Source organism: Variovorax sp. ISS6, assembly GCF_056523145.1.
In genome coordinates, this window is sequence record NZ_JAWRZC010000001.1 from 4,448,798 (window position 1) to 4,468,051 (window position 19,254).

A 19,254-nucleotide genomic window follows, 5' to 3' on the forward strand; every position below is an offset into this window, starting at 1 on the left:
TTCAGCCCTCGGCTTTCTTCAGCACGTAGCCGATGCGCGGGAAGTGCACGTGCACCCGGCCCGTGCGTTCGCCGTTGCGCTCCAGCGTGTAGTGGGTGCGCGTGGCCGCCACCAGGATGCCCGGCGTTTCCTCGAGCCCGAAGCTCTCGGCGCGCAAGGTGACGGCGCTGCCCAGCGGAATGCCGTGGTCGTCCTGGAAGGTGCTGTCGGTCAGCAGCGAATGCGGCGTCGCGGCCTTGGCCACGGCGATCGCTTCCTCCGCGCCGAACTTCTCGGGCGTGCCATGGCCGATGGCCGCCATGCGGTTCATCCAGTCGACCACCGCGGGCGTGAGGTCGAGGATGCCCTTGACCGCCTCGATGCGGCGCGTGTACCACAGCGGGTGGTAGGCCGAGAAGTCGGCGATGCAGGGCACCTCGCCGAGCAGGAAGGGCTTGTCGTCGAGCATGTCGGACAGCCGGCGCAGGTACGACTTGTAGGCGCTGGTGGCGTCGGCCGGACGCAGCCGCGTCATGTTGCCGGCGCTCATCTTCGCGCGGTCCTCGCCGAAGGCCTTGGCGGCCTCGGGCGGCGCCTTGGCGAACACCTCGGCCGCGCCCTTGGGCTGCAGGTTCCAGGCCATCGCGGCCCAGAACAGCGTGGTGTCGGCCCACTGCGCGAGGATGCGCGACATGCCCTTCTCGGGCTCGGGGTAGAGCGTGGGCGCGGGCTGCAGGTGCTCGAGCACGTCGGCGATCAGCGCGCTGTCGCAGTACATGTCGGCGCCGATCTGCAGGAACGGCGTCTTGCGGTAGCCGCCCGTGAGCACCTCCACGTCGGGCTTGGGCATGATCGGCGGGATGAAGACCGACTTCCACGGCAGCTGCTTGGCGCCGAGGATCAGGCGCACCTTCTCCGAGAAGGGAGAGGTGGCGTAGTGGTGCAGGATCAGATCGGCCATCGTGGTTTTTCCTTGTGAGAGGGAGACAGTGTTCTTCTAGACCGGCTGCGCGCGCCGCACGATCGCATCGAAATCGGTGCCCGCGCCCAGCGTGCCGAAGGCATGGCCCCAGTCGCCGCCCAGGCGCGAGGCGCAGAACGCGCCCACCACCGCCGGCGGCGCGGTCTGCGCGAGCAGCGAAGCCTGCACGGCCAGCGCCACGTCCTGTGCCAGACGACGCGCCTCGACCTCGGAGGCCATCGCCTCGATGCGCGCGGGCAGCGCGTCGGCCAGGCGGTCGAGCGCCGCATGCTGGCCGCGCGCGGGCGCCAGTTCGTGCGCCAGCGCCGCCACCGCGTCGCCCTTGCGCAGGCCGCGCAGCAGGTCCAGCGCCATGATGTTGCCCGCGCCTTCCCAGATCGAGTTGAGCGGCATCTCGCGGTAGACGCGCGCCATCACGCCCTCGCCGCCCTCCTCCACGTAGCCGTTGCCGCCCAGGCATTCCATCGCTTCCTGGCCCAGCAGGCTGCCGCGCTTGCAGATCCAGAACTTGGCGACCGGCGTCAGCAGGCGCGCCATCAGTCGCTCGTGCTCGTCGGCGGGCCGGTCGAAGGCGCGCGCGAGGCGGATCGCGAGCGCGGTGGCGGCCTCGCTCTCGAGCGCCATGTCGGCCAGCACGTTCTGCATCAGCGGCTGCGCGATCAGCGGCTTGCCGAAGGCGCTGCGCTGCGCCGTGTGGTTCAGAGCCAGCGCGAGGGCCTGGCGCATCAGCCCGCTGGTGCCAAGCGCGCAATCGAGCCGCGTCATCGTGCCCATCTCGAGGATCTGCGGAATGCCGCGGCCCTCCTCGCCCACCAGCCAGGCGCTGGCGCCATGGAACTCGACCTCGGAACTGGCATTGGCCTTGTTGCCGAGCTTGTCCTTCAGGCGCTGGATGCGGATCGCGTTGCGCGTGCCGTCGGGCAGCACGCGCGGCAGGAAGAAGCAGCTGAGCCCGGCCGGCGCCTGCGCCAGCACCAGGAAGGCATCGCACATCGGCGCGGAGAAGAACCACTTGTGGCCCGTGATCTCGTAGCGCTCGCCCCAGCCGTCGCTGCCGGCGCGCACCGCCTTCGTGGTGTTGGCCCGCACATCGGAGCCGCCCTGCTTCTCGGTCATGCCCATGCCCATGGTCACGCCGGCCTTGTCGGCCACCGGCCTGAGCGCGGGGTCGTACACGAGGCTGCCGAGCTTCGCGCCCCAGTCCGCATGCACGGCCGCGTTGTCGCGCAGCGCGGGCGTGGCCGCGTAGGTCATCGAGATCGGGCACAGCATCGAGGGCTCGAGCTCGGTGAAGAGCATGAAGCCCGCGGCGCGCAGCACATGGGGCGACGCGGCCGCGCCGGGTTCGGCGCGCCATGGCGTGCCGTGCAGGCCGGCGCCCACCGCCGCGGTCATCAGCAGGTGGTAGCTCGGATGGAACTCGACCTCGTCGATGCGCCGCCCGAAGCGGTCGTGCGTGTGCAGCTCGGGCGTGTGCACGTTGGCCAGCCGCGCATGCGTCTGCATCTCGGCCGAACCGAGCGTTTCGCCCAGTTGCCGCAGCGACTCCGTCGGCAACTGCGGCGCATTGAAATTCAACGCATCGCGCAGGGGCCGGTGGGTGTCGAAGAGGTTGTAGCCGGCCAGTGGCGCCGGCTGGTTGAATACCTCGTGGGTCGCGTCCATGGCCGGCTCCCTCGCGTTCTCTTCTCTCAGATCAGCTTGACGAGCTGCTTGCCGAAGTTGCGGCCCTTGAGCAGCCCCAGGAAGGCCTCGGGCGCGGCCTCGATGCCCTGCGCGATCGACTCGCGCGGCTTGAGCTTGCCGCTGCCCACCAGCGCGCCGAGCTCGGACAGCGCCTCGGGCCACACCTCCATGTGCTCGCTGACGATGAAGCCCTCGACCTTGAGCCGGTTGATCAGGATCAGCGCGGGATTCGCGAGCGGCAGCGGCTGGCCGTCGTAGCCCGCGATCATGCCGCACAGCGCCACGCGCGCGAAGGCGTTGGTGCGCAGCAGCACGGCGTCGAAGATGTAGCCGCCGACGTTCTCGAAGTAGCCGTCGATGCCGTTCGGGCAGGCTTCCTTGAGCGCCGCGCTCATGGTCTTGACGTCGGGATGCTGGCGGTAGTCGATGCACGCATCGAAGCCCAGTTCGTCGGTCACGTACTTGCACTTGTCCGGGCCGCCCGCGATGCCCACCACGCGGCAGCCGCGCGCCTTGGCCAGCGCGCCGAAGGCGCTGCCCACGGCACCGCTGGCGGCCGTGATGACCACGGTCTCGCCGGCCTTGGGCGCGATGATCTTGACCAGGCCGTACCAGGCGGTCACGCCCGGCATGCCGACCGCGCCCAGGTAGTGCGACAGCGGCACGTGGGTGGTGTCCACCTTCTTGAGCGCGCCGGGCTGCGAGGCATCGACCACGCTGTATTCCTGCCAGCCGCCGAAGCCCACCACCTTGTCGCCCACGGCGTACTTCGGGTGCTTGCTCTCGACCACCTCGCCCACGGTGCCGCCCTGCATCACCTGGCCCAGCGGCTGCGGCTGGGCGTAGCTCTTGGCGTCGTTCATGCGCCCGCGCATGTAGGGGTCGAGGCTCATGTAGTGGTGGCGCACCAGCACCTGGTTGTCCTGGAGCGCCGGGGTTTGCGCGGTCACGAGCCTGAAGTTGCTCGCGACGGCTTCGCCCTCGGGGCGGTTGTCGAGGATCTGCTGCTTGTTGGTCGGCATGGTCGTGTCTCCTGGAAAGCTGGATGGCAGCGCGCGAGGCGCCTTCGGACTGCGGGCGGCGAAACGGGGTCCGCCGCCCTTGGACTGTTCGCCGTCAGTCGGTCGACGGCGGGCGCATCGCGTTGGCGCTCGCCGGGCCGGTCGGCAGCCGGCGCTTCACGTACTTGAAGGTGCCGGTGGCATGGGCGCACACGCGCTCCTGCTCGTCGTAGATCCTGGCCTCGGTGAAGGCCAGCGTGGCGGTGCGGTGGATCAGCGTGCCGCGTGCGCGCAGCGGGCCGACCGAGGGCTGCATGAAGCTGGTCTTCATCTCGATCGTGACCACGCCGGTCTCGGGCGTCACGCTGCGCGCGGCCGCGGCCATGGCGATGTCGAGCAAGGTCATGCAGGCGCCGCCGTGCGTCACGTCGAAGGTGTTGAGATGCTCGGGCTTGGCCGTGTAGCGGATCTCGGATTCGCCGTTCTCGAACTTCACGAGCTCGAAGCCCAGGTGGCGCGCGAACGGGATCTGGCTCGTGTACGAGCGGATGTTGATGTCGTCGGAGTCTTGGGTCATTGCTTCAGGCCGCGCCCAGGACCACGCTCACGCCGCCGTCGACCGCCAGCCACTGGCCGGTGATGTGCTTGCCGGCATCGCTCGCGTACAGCAGCGTCAGGCCCTTCAAGTCTTCGTCGTCGCCCAGGCGGCCCAGCGGCGCCTGCGCGGCCATCTTCTCCTCGCCCAGCGACTTGATCAGGCCGGCCGCCATCTTGGTCATGAAGAAGCCCGGGCAGATCGCGTTGACGGTGATGTTGTACTTGCCCCATTCGGCCGCCAGCGTGCGCGTGAAGCCGATCACCGCGGTCTTGGAGGTGTTGTAGGCCAGGGTCTGCATCTCGGGCGGGTTGCCGTTGAGGCCCGCGATCGAGGCGATGTTGATGATGCGGCCGCTCTTCTTCGGGATCATGTACTGGTTGGCCACGTGCTGCGACAGGATGAAATAGCCGCGCACGTTGAGGTTCATCACCTTGTCCCAGGCCTCGACCGGATGGCTTTCGGCCGGCGCGCCCCAGCTCGCGCCGGCGTTGTTCACGAGGATGTCGATCGCGCCCAGGCGCTGCAGGGTCTCCTCGGCCAGGCGGCGGGTGTCCTCTTCCTTCGCGCAGTCGGCGGCGATCCAGCGCGCGTCGATGCCGGCGGCCTGCAGCTCGGCCGCGGCCTGCTCGAGGTCCTCGGCCTTGCGCGAGCTCAGCATGATCTTCGCGCCGGCCTCGCCGAGCGCATGGGCCATCTGCAGGCCCAGGCCGCGCGAGCCGCCGGTGATGAGCGCGGTCTTGCCGCGCAGGTCGAACAATTGCTGGGTGGTGCGGGTGGTCATGGGGATGTCTCCGGAGGTCGGTGGTGTTCGGGGAATGTCGAATCTCATAGTCCATGCACTGGCGCGCTTCGCGCACGGCGCCGATGAAGGGCTTGAGCGCGACGTGCTGCGGATGCTCGGCATAGGCCGCGAGCGCGGCGGCATCGGTGAATTCCGAATTGAGGATCAGGTCGTAAGTGGCTTCCAGGCCCGGCTGGGCCAGCGCGACCTCGAAGCGCACGGTGCCCGGCGACAGCGTCGCGCAGGCCTCGAGCAGCGCCTTGGCCTTGGCGAGGTTGGCGGCCTTGTCGGCGCCCTCGGCGTGCGCCTTGAACTTCCACATCACGATGTGCCTGAGCATGGCCTCGCTCCTTACCGGTCGTTCATGCGCGAGCGCACGTAGATCAGCACGAAGCCCACGACGGTCGCGATGCCGCCGGGCACGGCCATGGCCCAGCCGGTGGCCGGCTCGGTGCGGCCGGTGGCGATGCCGAGGATGACGAGGAACAGGCCGCCGTAGATCAGGATCCAGATCCACTTCTCGAGCGTGGCATGCGGTTTGGGTGGCTTGGCGGGAGTGGGAGGGGTCATGGCAATGGCAGGCATCAGAATGCCTCTTCGGGCAAGGCGGTACAGGTCGGATCGCGGCTCTCGACCACGTTGAGCCAGGCGCCGTTCTTGGGCAGCTCGTAGTGGAAGAAATAGCGCGCGGCCGCCATCTTGCCAGCAGTCGCGGGCGCGGCCTGCGCCGGGTCGAGTTCGAGCGCGCGCTGCGCCACATCGAGCCACAGCCAGGCCAGCACCGTGTGGCCGAAGGCCTGCATGTACGGCACCGCGTTCACCAGCGCCTCGGCCGGGTCGCCGGTGGACCAGGCGGCCTCGGTGGCGCTGCCCACGCGCTGCAGCGCCTCGCCCAGCGCCTTGGCATGGGCCGCCAGCGCGGGCGCCTTGGCGGCGCGGCCGATGGTCTCGGTCATGCGGCCCGCCAGCAGCTGCAGGCCGCGGCCCTTCTCCATCAGCACCTTGCGGCCCAGCAGGTCGGCCGCCTGGATGCCGTGCGTGCCCTCGTGGATCATGTTGAGGCGGTTGTCGCGCCAGTACTGCTCGACCGGGAAGTCGCGCGTGTAGCCGTAGCCGCCGTGCACCTGGATCGCGAGCGAGTTGGCCTCGAGGCACCATTCGCTGGGCCAGCTCTTGGCGATCGGCGTCAGCACTTCGAGCAGCAGCCGCGCGTCGTCGGCGGCCTGCTCGCTGCCTGTCTTCTGCTCGTCGACCAGCCGCGCGCAGTACAGCTCGAGCGCCAGCGCGCCCTCGCAATAGGCCTTCTGCGCGAGCAGCATGCGGCGCACATCGGCGTGCTCGATGATGCGCACCTGCGGGCCCGCCGAGTCCTTGACCACCTTGGTCTCGCCGCCCTCGGGCTTCTTCACGAGGCGGCCCTGCGGCCGGCTCTTCGCGTACTCGAGCGAGGCGTAGTAGCCGGCCATGCCGAGCATGGTGGCGGCGGTGCCGACGCCGATGCGTGCCTCGTTCATCATGTGGAACATGCAGTGCAGGCCCTTGCCGGGCGCGCCGACCAGGTAGCCCACCGCGCCGGCCTTGCCGCCGACCGGGTACTTGCCTTCGCCGAAGTTCAGCAGCGTGTTGGTGGTGCCGCGCCAGCCCAGCTTGTGGTTGAGGCCCGCGAGCGCCACGTCGTTGCGCTCGCCCGTGAGTTCGCCCTGCGTGTCCACCATGCGCTTGGGCACGATGAACAGCGAGATGCCGCGCGTGCCCGGCACCAGCTTGCCGTTCTCGTCGGGAATCTTGGCGAGCACGATGTGCACGATGTTCTCGGTCAGCTCGTGGTCGCCCGAGGAGATCCACATCTTGTTGCCCGTGAGCCGGTAGCGCGGGCCCAGCGGATCGTCCTGGAAGCCCTCGCCATCGGGCACCGCGCGCGTGGCCACGTCGCTCAGCGAGGAGCCGGCCTGCGGCTCCGACAGGCACATGGTGCCGGCCCAGCGCCCGGAGAACTCGTTCTTGGCGAACACCTCCTTCTGTGCATCGGTGCCGTGCACCATCAGCAGGTTGGCGTTGCCGCTGGTCAGCATGTTCGAGCCGATGCTCACCGAGGCCATCGCGAAGAAGCTGTTGGCCGCGGCCTGCACCGTGTAGGGCAGCTGCATGCCGCCGATGTCGTAGTCCTGCGCCGCGCTCATCATTCCCGATTCGACGAAGGCCTTGTGCGCGTCGTGCGTGGCCTGCGGCAGGATCACCTTCTCGCCGTCGAAGTGCGGCTCCTGCGTGTCAACGGTGCGGTTGAACGGCGCGTACTTCTCGCGCGCGATGCGCTCGCAGGTGTCGAGCACCGCGTCGAAGGTCTCGCGCGAGTGGTCGGCGAAGCGTTCGCGCGAGGCCAGCGTTTCGGCATGCAGCCAGTCGTAGAGCAGGAAATCGAGGGTGGGACGCAGGCTCATGATGAGTTCCAGGAAAGCGGGATCAGGGTCGGGATCGGGATCGGACTGCCGAACGCAGAAGGCGCGGAAACCAAGAAAAAGTCGCAGAGAAAAACCAATGAAAAAATTTTGGTTTCTCTTCTGCGACTTCTGCGTAATCTTCGCGACTTCTGCGTTCGGAAGTCCGAATTCAGCGGTTCAGGACAATGCTCAGATCACCTCGAACACGCCCGCGGCACCCATGCCGCCGCCGATGCACATCGTGACCACGACCTTCTTCGCGCCGCGGCGCTTGCCTTCGATCAGCGCGTGGCCCGTGAGGCGCTGGCCGCTCACGCCGTAGGGGTGGCCCACGGCGATGGCGCCGCCGTCCACGTTGAGGCGGTCGGCCGGGATGCCGAGCTTGTCGCGGCAGTAGATCACCTGCACCGCGAAGGCCTCGTTGAGTTCCCACAGGTCGATGTCGTTGACCGTCAGGCCCAGGCGCTTGAGCACCTTGGGGATCGCGAAGACGGGGCCGATGCCCATCTCGTCGGGCTCGCAGCCCGCCACCGCGAAGCCCAGGAAGCGGCCCAGCGGCTTCAGGCCCTTGCGCTCGGCGTACTTCTCGTCGACCACCACGCAGGCGCCGCCGCCGTCCGAGAACTGGCTGGCATTGCCGGCCGAGATCAGGCCGCCGGGCAGCGCCGAGCGGATGCCGCTGATGCCTTCCTTGGTGGTGCCGGGGCGGATGCCTTCGTCGTTCTCGATCGTGACTTCCTTGGTGCGCAGGCCCAGCACCGGGTCGGCCACGCCGGCCAGCACGGTGATCGGCGCGATCTCGTCCTTGAAGCGGCCGGCTTCCAGCGCGGCCGTGGCCTTCTGCTGGCTCGCGGCGCCGTATTCGTCCATGGCGTCGCGGCCGATGTTGTAGCGCTTGGCGACCTGCTCGGCCGTCTGCAGCATGTTCCAGTAGATCTCGGGCTTGTGCTTCACCAGCCAGGGGTCGGCCAGCATGTGCTTGTTGGCTTCGTTCTGCACGCACGAGATGCTCTCGACGCCGCCGGCCACGTAGACGTCGCCCTCGCCCGCGATGACGCGCTGGGCGGCGGTGGCGATGGTCTGCAGGCCCGAGGAGCAGAAGCGGTTGATGGTCATGCCCGAGGTGGTGATCGGGCAGCCGGCGCGCAGCGCGATCTGGCGCGCGATGTTCGAGCCGGTCGCGCCCTCGGGCGTGGCGCAGCCCATGATCACGTCGTCGACCTCGGCGGCCTCGATGCCGGCGCGGGCGATCGCGTGCTGCACCGCATGGCCGCCGAGCGTGGCGCCGTGCGTCATGTTGAAGGCACCCTTCCAGCTCTTGGCGAGCGGCGTGCGGGCGGTGGAAACGATGACGGCGCTGGTCATGGTGAGGTCCTTTTCGAAGATGGAAGGGAAAGCCGGGTTACTGGGACTGCGCGCCGGAGGCGTTGCGCAGCAGCTGCTGATAGAAGCCGATCATCTCGCCGTAGTTCGAGATCGCGAGGCGTTCGTTGGTGCCGTGGAAGCGCGCGAGGTCCTCGTTCTTCATGCGGAAGGGCGAGAAGCGGAACACCGCGTCGCTCAGGATCGAGAAGTGGCGCGAATCGGTGGCCGCGGTCATGAGGCCGGGCGCGACGATGGCGTCGGGGAAGGACTGGCGCACCGAGCGCTCGATGGTGCGGTAGCCGGCACTGTCGGTCGGCGAGACCGGCGAGGCCTCGGAGTTGCCGGGGTAGCGCTTGATCTTGATCTCGTCGTCGCCCAGCTGCTTGCGCAGGTGGGCCTCGACGCTGTCGATGGTGTCGCCGGGCAGCACGCGGAAGTTGACGGCGGCCTCGGCGCGGCCGGGCAGCACGTTGTCCTTGTTGCCGGCGCGCACGATGGTCAGCGCGGTGGTGGTGCGCAGCATCGCGTTGCTGCTCGGGCTCTTCTGCAACTGGCCTTCGACCAGCGGCGCCGTGAGCCAGAGGTTGGACAGCATCACGCGATTGATGCCGCTCATCTCGGGCGCGAGCGTGCCGAACATCTGGCCGGCCACGCCCTGGATGCCGCCGGGCATCGGGTTCGCCTCGAGGCGCGCGAGCGCAGCGCTCAGGCGGCCGATCGCGCTGTGCGCGGGCGGCATCGACGAGTGGCCGGGCGCGGTGTCGAGCGAGAGGAAGAAGGTGGCGTAGCCCTTCTCGGCCAGGCCGATCAGCGCCGCGGGCTTGCTCAGGCCCGGCAGCACGCCGTCGAGCACCAGCAGGCCCTCGTCGAGCACCCAGTCGAGCTTCACGCCGCGCGACTGGAGCAGTTCGGCGATCGGCAGCGCGCCGCGCAGGCCGCTGACCTCCTCGTCGTCGCCCATCGCGAGGTAGACGGTCTGCTTCGGCTGGAAGCCGCTCGCGAGCAGCAGCTCGATGGCTTCCATCTGCGCGAACAGGTTGCCCTTGTTGTCGAGCGTGCCGCGGCCCCAGACGAAGCCGTCCTTGATCTCGCCGCCGAAGGGATCGACGCTCCAGGCCTTCTCGGTGCCCGGCGCGATCGGCACCATGTCCTGGTGCGCCATCAGCGCGATCGGCTTGGCCTGCGGATCGCTGCCGGTCCAGGTGTAGAGCAGCGCCTTCTGGCCCACGACCTCGCGCTTGAGCGTGGCGTGGACCTTGGGGAAGTTCTGTTCGAGGTAGGCATGCAGCCGGTCGAACTCGGCCAGGTTGGCGGCCGGGTCGTCGAGGCTGGACACCGTGCGAATGGGGATCGCGCCCGCGAGCCGCTTCGCGGCGGCCTGCAGGTCGATCTCGGGCTTGGGGGCCGGCGCCACCGCGAGCTGGCGCGATGGCGTGGTCCAGGTCTTGACCGCCACGGCCGCCGCCAGCGCGACGAGCACCAGCAGCAACCCCAGGAAGATGCGTTTCAGCATGGGCGGTCGGGTTCCCGGACGATCAACCGAAGGACTTGCCTTCGGCCACCAGCTTCTGGATCAGCGGCGCGGGCTGCCAGAACTCGGCGTCGTCGCGCGGGTTCTTCGCGAAGCGCTTCATCGTCTCGGCCACGTTGTACAGGCCGACCTGCGAGGCGTAGTGCATCGGGCCGCCGCGCCAGATCGGGAAGCCGTAGCCCGTGAGGTAGACCATGTCGATGTCGCCCGACTTGGAGGCGATGCCGTCTTCCAGGATGTGCGCGCCTTCGTTGACCAGCGCGTACACCAGGCGCTGCACGATCTCCTCGTCGGAGATCTTGCGCGGCGTGATGCCCAGTTCCTTGCGATGGTCCTCGATCATCTTGTTGACGAGCTCCGACGGGATCGCGTCGCGCTTGCCGGCCTGGTAGTCGTACCACCCTGCCCCGGTCTTCTGGCCGAAGCGGCCCAGTTCGCAGAGCTTGTCGGCCGTGCGGCTGTACTTCATGTCGGCGCGCTCGACGGCACGGCGCTTGCGGATCGCCCAGCCGATGTCGTTGCCGGCCAGGTCGCCCATGCGGAACGGACCCATCGCGAAGCCGAACTTCTCGATCGCCTTGTCGACCTGCTGCGGCGTCGCGCCCTCGTCGAGCAGGAAGCCGGCCTGGCGGCTGTACTGCTCGATCATGCGGTTGCCGATGAAGCCGTCGCACACGCCCGAAACCACCGAGGTCTTCTTGATCTTCTTGCCGATGGCCATGACCGTGGCGAGCACGTCCTTGGCGGTCTGCTTGCCGCGCACCACCTCGAGCAGCTTCATCACGTTGGCGGGGCTGAAGAAGTGCATGCCGACCACGTCCTGCGGACGCTCGGTGAACGATGCGATCTTGTCGACGTCGAGCGTCGAGGTGTTCGAGGCCAGGATCGCGCCCCTCTTGGCGACGCGGTCGAGTTCCTTGAAGACCTTCTCCTTGACGCCGATCTCCTCGAACACGGCTTCGATGATCAGGTCGGCGTCCTTCAGGTCGTCGTAGTTCAGCGTGGTGCTCAAGAGCGCCATGCGCTGCTCGTACTTGTCCTGCTTGAGCTTGCCCTTCTTGACCTGGGCTTCGTAGTTCTTCTTGATGGTGGCGATGCCGCGGTCGAGCGCTTCCTGCTTCATCTCCAGGATCTTCACGGGGATGCCCGCGTTGAGGAAGTTCATCGAGATGCCGCCGCCCATGGTGCCGGCGCCGATCACGCCGACCGTCTTGATCTCGCGCTTGGGCGTGTCCTCGGGCACGTCGGGAATCTTCGAGGCGGCGCGCTCGGCCATGAACAGGTGGCGCAGCGACAGCGACTCGGGCGTGAACATCAGCGCGGTGAACAGGCGACGTTCCTCGGCCATGCCCTCGTCGAACTTGAGCTTGGTCGCGGCCTGCACGGCGTCGATGCACTTGAGCGGCGCCGGATAGTTCTTCGACATGCCGCCGACCATGTTCTTGGTGAACTGGAAGTAGGCATCGCCCTGCGGGTGCTTGCACGGCAGGCTGCGCACCAGCGGCAGCTCGCCGCCCTTGGCGGCCGCGGCCTTGGCGAACTCGACGGCTTCGTCGAACACCGTCTCGGGCGAGGCGGCCAGCTTGTCGAACAGCTTCTGGCCTGGCAGGCTCGCGAGCACTTCGGACTTCACGGCCTCGCCGCTCACGATCATGTTGAGGGCGGTTTCCACGCCGAGCACGCGCGGCAGGCGCTGCGTGCCGCCGGCGCCGGGCAGCAGGCCCAGCTTGACTTCGGGCAGCGCAACGTTGGTGCCCGGGGCCGCGACGCGGTAGTGGCAGCCGAGCGCGAGCTCGAGGCCGCCGCCCATGCACACCGAATGGATCGCCGCGACGATCGGCTTGGTGGCGGCTTCGAGCGCGAGGATCACGCTCAGCAGGTTGGGTTCCTGCAGCGCCTTGGGCGTGCCGAATTCCTTGATGTCGGCGCCGCCCGAGAACGCCTTGCCGGCGCCGGTGATGACGATGGCCTTGACGGCATCGTCGGCATGGGCCTTCGACAGGCCGTCGGTGATGCCGATGCGGGTCGAGAAACCGAGACCGTTGACCGGGGGATTGGTCAGGGTGATCACGGCGACATCGCCGAGCACTTTGTATTCAGCCGTCATGCTGCGTTCCTTGGTGTGTGATGAGAAAAAAGAAAAAGCACGAGTGTTCTTTTTCCGGGGATTTTAGGCCTTTGGCGCGGCGCAACAATGGCACGCAGTCGCTGGAGGGACAAGGGGTGAAAACGGGAGCCGGACGCAGAGGACGCGAAGGTTCCGCGAAGGACGCGAAAGAAAACCCAAACAAGTATTTGGCTGCTCTTTCGCGTCCTTCGCGTGATCTTCGCGTCCTCTGCGTCCGGAAGTCCGCTTTCGAAAGCCTAGTCTAGACCTCGAGCCATTCCTTGCGCGTCGATCCGTCGGCGCGCAGGCTCGCCGGCGTGCCGTCGAAGACGATGCTGCCATGGCCCATGACGAGCGCGCGATCGGAGATCGCCATCGCGATGGTGAGCTTCTGCTCGATCAGCAGCACCGAGATGCCCTTGTCCTTGAGCGTGCGCAGATACTGGCCCACGAGCTCGACGATCTTGGGCGCGAGGCCCTCGGTGGGCTCGTCGATGATGATCAGGTCGGGGTCGCCCATCAGCGTGCGGCACAGCGTGAGCATCTGCTGCTCGCCGCCCGAGAGCACGCCGGCCTCGGTGTGCTGGCGCTCCTTCAGGCGCGGGAACATGGCGTACATGTCGTCGAACTGCCAGCGGCTGCCCTTGCCGCTGCCCTTCTGACCCAGCAGCAGGTTCTGGTGCACCGTGAGCTTGGGGAAGATGTCGCGGTTCTCGGGCACGTAGCCGATGCCCAGGTGGGCGATCTCGTAGGCCTTCTTGCGCAGGATGTCCTGCTCCTTCCAGCGCAAGGTGCCCTCGGCATGCACCAGGCCCATGATGGCCTTGGCGGTGGTCGAGCGGCCCGAGCCGTTGCGGCCCAGCAGCGCGACGATCTCGCCGGGCTGCACGTCGAAGGAAACGCCATGCAGCACATGGCTCTTGCCGTAGTAGGCGTGGATGTCGTGAAGCTTCAGCATCTCAGTGTCCCGCTCCCTGTGCATCGGCGACCGACGAACCCAGGTACGCCTCCTGCACGCGCGCATTGGCGCGCACCTCCGCGGGCGTGTCGAAGGCGATCACCTCGCCATACACCACCACCGCGATCTTGTCGGCCAGGCCGAACACCACGCCCATGTCGTGCTCCACCGTGAGCAGGGTCTTGCCGGTGGTCACGTGCTTGATCAGCGCGATGAAGTGCGAGGTCTCGGTCTTGCTCATGCCGGCCGTGGGTTCGTCCAGCAGGATCACGCTGGCGCCGCCGGCGATGGTCACGCCGATCTCGAGCGCGCGCTGCTCGGCATAGGTGAGGTTCACCGCGTGCACGTCGCGCTTGCGTTCCAGGCCGATCTGGCGGATCAGTTCCTCGGTGCGCGCATTGGCATCGTCGAGGTTCGAGAGGAAGCGCAGGAAGGTGTACTTGTAGCCGAGGCTCCAGAGCACCCCGCAGCGCAGGTTCTCGAACACGCTGAGCTTGGGGAAGATGTTCGTGATCTGGAAGCTGCGCGCGAGGCCCAGCCGGTTGATCTCGTAGGGCTTCCTGCCGTCGATGCGCTGCCCGTTGAGCAGCACCTCGCCGCTGGTGGGCGCGAGCCGGCCGCTGATCAGGTTGAACAGCGTGGACTTGCCCGCGCCGTTCGGCCCGATGACGGCCACGCGCTCGCCGGCCTTCACCGCGAGGTCCACGCCGCGAATGATCTCGGTCTTGCCGAAGTTCTTTCGCAGCGCCTTGAGTTCCAGTGCGTATTCAGCGCTCATGTGTTACGCCGCCTCCCGACGCTTGATTTCCGTTTCGATCTCTTCCTGCGCCTGGCCCCAGACCCGCACGAAGCGGCGCCGCGCGACCTCGAGCGCGCCCAGGCCGACGGCCAGGATCGCGACCGCGCCGAGCCAGCTGCCCGTGCCCGCGGTATTGAGCGAGACGCCGAAGAAGTTGAGGCTCGGGCCCATCGCCGCGTTGAGCTGGATGTGGTAGATCATCTCGATCAGCGCGGCCGCGCCGATCACCACCGGCACCAGCGCCGCGGCGAGCGCGAGGTAGAGCCACCAGAAGCGGCCGAACTTGCCGAACTTGGCCACGCGCAGGTTCATCATGATCAGGCTCGCGATGCCGCCCGGGGCGAACATCACCATGAACACGAACACCAGCCCGAAGTAGAGCTGCCAGGCCTTCGAGAGCTCCGACAGCAGGATCGAGGCGAACACCAGCAGCACCGCGCCGATCATCGGGCCGAAGAAGAACACCGCGCCGCCGAGGAAGGTGAACAGCAGGTAGCCGCCCGAGCGCACCGCGTTGAGGCTGTCGGCCGCGTTCACGATCTCGAAGTTGATCGAGGCCAGGCCGCCGCCGATGCCGGCGAAGAAGCCCGCGATGATGAACGCGAAGTAGCGCACGCGCTGCGTGTTGTAGCCGATGAATTCCACGCGCTCGGGGTTGTCGCGCACCGCGTTGAGCATGCGGCCCAGCGGCGTGCCGGTGAAGGCGAACATCAGCGCGGTGCACACGAAGCAATAGAACGCGATCAGGTAGTAGACCTGGATCTGCGGCCCGAAGGTCATGCCCAGGAAGGGCGTGCCGTAGACGCGGTCGGTGGTGATGCCGCCCTCGCCGCCGAAGAAGCTCGGGAACATCAGCGCCATGGCGGCCACCAGTTCGCCGATGCCCAGCGTGATCATCGCGAAGGTGGTGCCCGACTTCTTCGTGGTGACGAAGCCCAGCAGGATCGCGAAGAACATGCCCGCGAGCCCGCCCACGAGCGGGATCAGCACCAGCGGCACCGGCACCGCGCCCTTGCTCGCGAGGTTCATCGTGTGGATCGCGATGAACGAGCCCAGGCCGACGTAGACGGCATGGCCGAAGCTCAGCATGCCGCCCTGCCCCAGCAGGATGTTGTAGCTCAGGCAGATGATGATGAGGTAGCCCATCTGCGAGAGCATGGTCAGCGCCAGGCTGCTCTTGAACAGGTGCGGCGCGACGATCAGGGCGATGGCGAACAGCGCCCAGATCAGGTAGCGCCCGATGTTCCAGGGCTTGAAGCGGTAGTAGCGGGAAGCTTGCGTGGTCGATGTCATGGCGTCAGTCCTCCCGGGTGCCCAAGAGGCCCTTGGGCCTGAAGATCAGGATGAGGACCAGGAACAGATAAGGCAGGATCGGCGCGACCTGCGAGATGGTGAGCTTGAGCAGCTCGTAGCCGAAGGTCTGCTCGCTGACCGCCACGCCCAGCGCCTGCAGCCCGCCGGCCAGCGACTGGTCCATGGCGACCGCGAAGGTCTGGATCACGCCGATCAGGAGCGAGGCCAGGAAGGCGCCGGCCAGCGAACCCATGCCGCCGACCACCACCACCACGAAGATGATGGAGCCGACAGAGCCCGCCATCGCCGGCTCGGTGACGTAGGTGTTGCCGCCCACCACGCCCGCGAGGCCCGCGAGCGCGGCACCGCCGCCGAACACCAGCATGAACACGCGCGGCACGTTGTGGCCCAGCGCCTCGACCATGTCGGGATGCTTGAGCGCGGCCTGGATCACGAGGCCGATGCGCGTGCGCGTGAGCAGCAGCCACACCGACACCAGCATCAGCACCGCCACCAGCATGATGAAGGAGCGCGACTTGGGGAACTGCGTGCCGTAGAGCGAGAACAGCGGGCCCTGCAGCTGCGCCGGCAGCCCGTAGGGCACGGTCGAGCGGCCCCACACCAGCTGCACCAGCTCGAGGATCAGGTAGGAAAGACCGAAGGTCACGAGCAGCTCGGGCACATGGCCGAACTTGTGCACGCGCCGCAGGCAGTAGCGCTCGAAGCCCGCGCCCAGGGCGCCCACCAGCAGCGGCGCGAGGAACAGCGCCGGCCAGAAGCCGATGATGTTCGACAGCGTGTAGGCGATGTACGCACCCAGCATGTAGAAGCTGGCGTGCGCGAAGTTGAGCACGCCCATCATGCTGAAGATCAGCGTGAGGCCGGAGCTCAGCATGAACAACAGCAGGCCGTAGCTCACGCCGTTGAGCAGCGAGATGACGAAGAATTCGACGTTCATCGGTCTTTCGGATCACATGAAAAAGAAAAAGGCCCGAGTGTTGAAGTCGGGCCTCGACCGTTCAGGGGCGTCCCGCGTTCAGGAGGGCCGCTTCATCTGGCACGTGGTGGGCGTGCTCGCCACGTAGGCTTCGTAGTACTTGACCGGGGCCAGCGTGTAGCCGGTGTTCTCCGGGCTGTACGGGTTCTTGGCGTCGGCCTTCTGCCAGCGCGTGATCCACAGGCCCTGCTGCAGCTGGTGGTCGGCCTTGCGCATCTCGACGTCGCCGTTGAAGCTCTTGAACTTCATGCCCTCGAGCGCCGCGGCCACCTTGACCGGCTCGGTCGACTTGGTGCGCACGAAGGCTTCGCTGAGCATCGCGTAGACGGTGTAGATGTCGGTGGTGTAGAGGTCGTCGTTGAAGCGCTTCTTGAACTCGCCCATCAGCGGCTGCACCGGGCCCGGTGCGTTGTAGTGGCTGTAGCCGACCTGGTAGACCTTGCCGTCCGAGGCCGCGCCCATGGCGGTCGGCGTGCCGTTGGTGACGGCGTAGTAGGTGTAGAACTTGACGTTGAGGCCGGCGTCGTTGGCCGACTTGATCAGCAGCGCGAGGTCGGAGCCCCAGTTGCCGGTGATCACGGTGTCGGCGCCCGAGGCCTTGATCTTGGCGATGTAGGGCGCGAAGTCGCGCACCTGGGCCAGCGGATGCAGGTCGTCGCCGACGATCTCGACGTCGGGGCGCTTGGTCTTGAGGTTTTCCTTCGCGAACTTCGAGACCTGCTGGCCGTGCGAGTAGTTCTGGTTGATCAGGTAGACCTTCTTGATCTCGGGCTGGTCCTTCATGAAGGTGGTCAGCGCCTCCATCTTCATCGAGGTGTCGGCGTCGAGGCGGAAGTGCCAGTAGCTGCACTTGCTGTTGGTCAGGTCGGGATCGACGGCCGCGTAGTTGATGTAGAGCACTTCCTTGCCGGGGTTGCGGGCGTTGTGCTTCTCGAGCGCGTCGATGATGGCCAGCGCCGGGCCCGAGCCGTTGCCCTGCACCACGTAGCGCGCGCCCTGGTCCATGGCCGAGCGCAGCGCGGCGGTGGTTTCCTGCGGGCTGAGCTTGTTGTCGATGCCGATGACCTCGAACTTCACGCCGGCCGCGTTCTTCTTGTTGAATTCCTCGGCCAGGAACTGGAAGGTCTTGAGCTGGTTGGTGCCCACCGCGGCCATCAGGCCCGACAGCGGGTCGAGCCATGCGATCTTGACGGTTTCACCCTTCTGGGCCAGGGCGCCGGCGGCGCTCGCGGCAAGGATGGCTGCGGTAGCGATTTTCAGAGTGAACTTCACGATCTATATCTCCTGGTCAAACCGAATCAAAAAAGCCTTGCACGAGCGTACAAGCGTTCCCTGCCCCTCCCCTCAGGGATTGCCCGTAAGGGGAGTGCCGGGAAGCCCGGTTTCTATCGCGCAGGCGACAGCGCATTTCTCCAATTTCTACCCGGCGGTAGGCTTTGCTACCTTTGGGTAGGAAATGCACATGAACGCGCTCAGGGACGCTTCATCTGGCAGGTCGTCGGCGTGCTCGCCACGTACGACTCGTAGTACTTCACGGGAACGTTGGTGTAGCCGGTGTTCTCGGCGTCGTAGGGGTACTTGGCGCTGGCCTTCTCCCAGCGCGCGATGTACAGGCCCTGCTGCAGCTGGTGGTCGGTCTTGCGCATCTCGACCTCGCCGTTGAAGCTCTTGATCTTCATGCCCTCGAGCGCGGCCGCGACCTTGACCGGGTCGGTCGACTTGGTCTGGACGAAGGCGTTGTCGAGCAGCGCGAAGGCATGGAAGATCGACGCCTGCGTGAGGTCGTCGTTCATCTTCTTCTTGAATTCGCCGAGCAGGCGCTGGATGTCGCCACCCATGTTGTAGTGGGCATAGGCCACGGTATAGACCTTGCCCGCGGAGGCCGAGCCCATGGCCGTGGGCGTGCCGGCGCCGGGCGCGTAGTAGGTCAGGAACTTGACGTTGAGGCCCGCGTCGTTGGCGGCCTTGATCAAGAGCGACAGGTCGGAACCCCAGTTGCCGGTGATCACGGTGTCGGCGCCCGAGGCCTTGATCTTGGCGATGTAGGGCGAGAAGTCGCGCACCTGGGCCAGCGGATGCAGGTCGTCGCCGACGATCTGGATGTCGGGCCGCTTGGTCTTGAGGTTCTCCTTGGCGTACTTGCTGACCTGCACGCCGTGCGCGTAGTTCTGGCCGAGGATGTAGACCTTCTTGATGTCCGCCTGGTCCTTCATCCAGGTGGTCAGCGCCTCCATCTTCATCGAGGTGTCGGCGTCGAGGCGGAAGTGCCAGTAGCTGCACTTGCTGTTGGTCAGGTCGGGATCGACCGCGGCGTAGTTCAGGTACAGCAGTTCCTTGCCCGGGTTGCGCGCATTGTTCTTCTCGATCGCATCGATGATCGCGAGCGCCGGGCCCGAGCCGTTGCCCTGCAGGATGTAGCGCGCACCCTGGTCCTGGGCCGAGCGCAGCGCGGCGGTGGTTTCCTGCGGGCTGAGCTTGTTGTCGATGCCGATGATCTCGAACTTCACGCCCGACGCGTTCTTCTTGTTGAACTCCTCGGCCAGGAACTGCGTGGTCTTGAGCTGGTTCGTGCCCACCGCGGCCATCAGGCCCGACAGGGGGTCGAGCCAGGCGATCTTGACGGTCTCGCCCTTCTGGGCGAAGGACGCGCCGGCTCCGGCCAGCAGGGCGCACACGGCGATGGACTTGAGGGCAAAACGCATGAAGGTCTCCAGGTTGTAGGGCGGCTCGATCGGCTGC

The 19,254-nt window shown here is 67.1% G+C and carries 15 protein-coding genes and 2 pseudogenes; all 17 read right to left on the minus strand.

Annotated features, from left to right (window positions below; translation table 11 throughout):
• Position 1: 1 nt before the first annotated feature.
• Positions 2–940 (minus strand): glutathione S-transferase family protein, encoded by a 939-nt coding sequence (locus AC1HIL_RS20705; protein ID WP_261205665.1) that lies wholly within the window; start codon positions 938–940, stop codon positions 2–4.
• A gap of 36 nt (positions 941–976) precedes the next feature.
• Entirely contained in the window at positions 977–2,626 is a 1,650-nt protein-coding gene (locus AC1HIL_RS20710; RefSeq protein WP_479669910.1) for an isovaleryl-CoA dehydrogenase, read from the minus strand.
• 26 nt (positions 2,627–2,652) lie between these two features.
• Positions 2,653–3,669: an NADP-dependent oxidoreductase gene (locus AC1HIL_RS20715; RefSeq protein ID WP_296739985.1), complete on the minus strand. Its 1,017-nt coding sequence runs from the start codon at positions 3,667–3,669 to the stop codon at positions 2,653–2,655.
• 94 nt (positions 3,670–3,763) lie between these two features.
• Positions 3,764–4,225 (minus strand): PaaI family thioesterase, encoded by a 462-nt coding sequence (locus tag AC1HIL_RS20720; RefSeq protein ID WP_261205662.1) that lies wholly within the window; start codon positions 4,223–4,225, stop codon positions 3,764–3,766.
• 4 nt (positions 4,226–4,229) lie between these two features.
• A complete protein-coding gene (locus AC1HIL_RS20725) occupies positions 4,230–5,027 on the minus strand; it encodes an SDR family oxidoreductase (protein WP_057596408.1) in 798 nt (265 codons plus the stop codon).
• A 40-nt stretch (positions 5,028–5,067) separates the two neighbouring features.
• A pseudogene (locus tag AC1HIL_RS20730) lies at positions 5,068–5,367 on the minus strand (Dabb family protein); the annotation flags it as partial.
• A gap of 11 nt (positions 5,368–5,378) precedes the next feature.
• Entirely contained in the window at positions 5,379–5,597 is a 219-nt protein-coding gene (locus tag AC1HIL_RS20735) for a hypothetical protein (RefSeq protein WP_261205661.1), read from the minus strand.
• Positions 5,598–5,611: 14 nt separating this feature from the next.
• On the minus strand, positions 5,612–7,465 hold the full coding sequence (locus AC1HIL_RS20740) for an acyl-CoA dehydrogenase (protein ID WP_479669912.1): 1,854 nt from the start codon (positions 7,463–7,465) through the stop codon (positions 5,612–5,614).
• Positions 7,466–7,654: 189 nt separating this feature from the next.
• Positions 7,655–8,830, minus strand: a complete 1,176-nt coding sequence (locus AC1HIL_RS20745; protein WP_057596412.1) for an acetyl-CoA C-acyltransferase — start codon at positions 8,828–8,830, stop codon at positions 7,655–7,657.
• Positions 8,831–8,867: 37 nt separating this feature from the next.
• Positions 8,868–10,364 (minus strand): annotated as a pseudogene (locus AC1HIL_RS20750) (M20 family peptidase); the annotation flags it as partial.
• A gap of 1 nt (position 10,365) precedes the next feature.
• The gene (locus AC1HIL_RS20755) at positions 10,366–12,468 is read right to left on the minus strand and encodes a 3-hydroxyacyl-CoA dehydrogenase NAD-binding domain-containing protein (RefSeq protein WP_479669913.1); all 2,103 of its coding nucleotides are present in this window, start codon (positions 12,466–12,468) and stop codon (positions 10,366–10,368) included.
• 262 nt (positions 12,469–12,730) lie between these two features.
• Entirely contained in the window at positions 12,731–13,426 is a 696-nt protein-coding gene (locus AC1HIL_RS20760; protein WP_057596415.1) for an ABC transporter ATP-binding protein, read from the minus strand.
• Between the two features lies 1 nt (position 13,427).
• The gene (locus AC1HIL_RS20765; protein ID WP_261205658.1) at positions 13,428–14,204 is read right to left on the minus strand and encodes an ABC transporter ATP-binding protein; all 777 of its coding nucleotides are present in this window, start codon (positions 14,202–14,204) and stop codon (positions 13,428–13,430) included.
• A 3-nt stretch (positions 14,205–14,207) separates the two neighbouring features.
• Positions 14,208–15,518: a branched-chain amino acid ABC transporter permease gene (locus AC1HIL_RS20770; protein ID WP_057596417.1), complete on the minus strand. Its 1,311-nt coding sequence runs from the start codon at positions 15,516–15,518 to the stop codon at positions 14,208–14,210.
• A gap of 4 nt (positions 15,519–15,522) precedes the next feature.
• A complete protein-coding gene (locus tag AC1HIL_RS20775) occupies positions 15,523–16,476 on the minus strand; it encodes a branched-chain amino acid ABC transporter permease (protein WP_057596418.1) in 954 nt (317 codons plus the stop codon).
• Between the two features lie 78 nt (positions 16,477–16,554).
• Positions 16,555–17,787 (minus strand): branched-chain amino acid ABC transporter substrate-binding protein, encoded by a 1,233-nt coding sequence (locus AC1HIL_RS20780; RefSeq protein WP_057596419.1) that lies wholly within the window; start codon positions 17,785–17,787, stop codon positions 16,555–16,557.
• Positions 17,788–17,987: 200 nt separating this feature from the next.
• Complete coding sequence (locus AC1HIL_RS20785) at positions 17,988–19,217, minus strand: branched-chain amino acid ABC transporter substrate-binding protein (RefSeq protein ID WP_057596420.1); 1,230 nt, start codon at positions 19,215–19,217, stop codon at positions 17,988–17,990.
• Positions 19,218–19,254 lie beyond the last annotated feature (37 nt).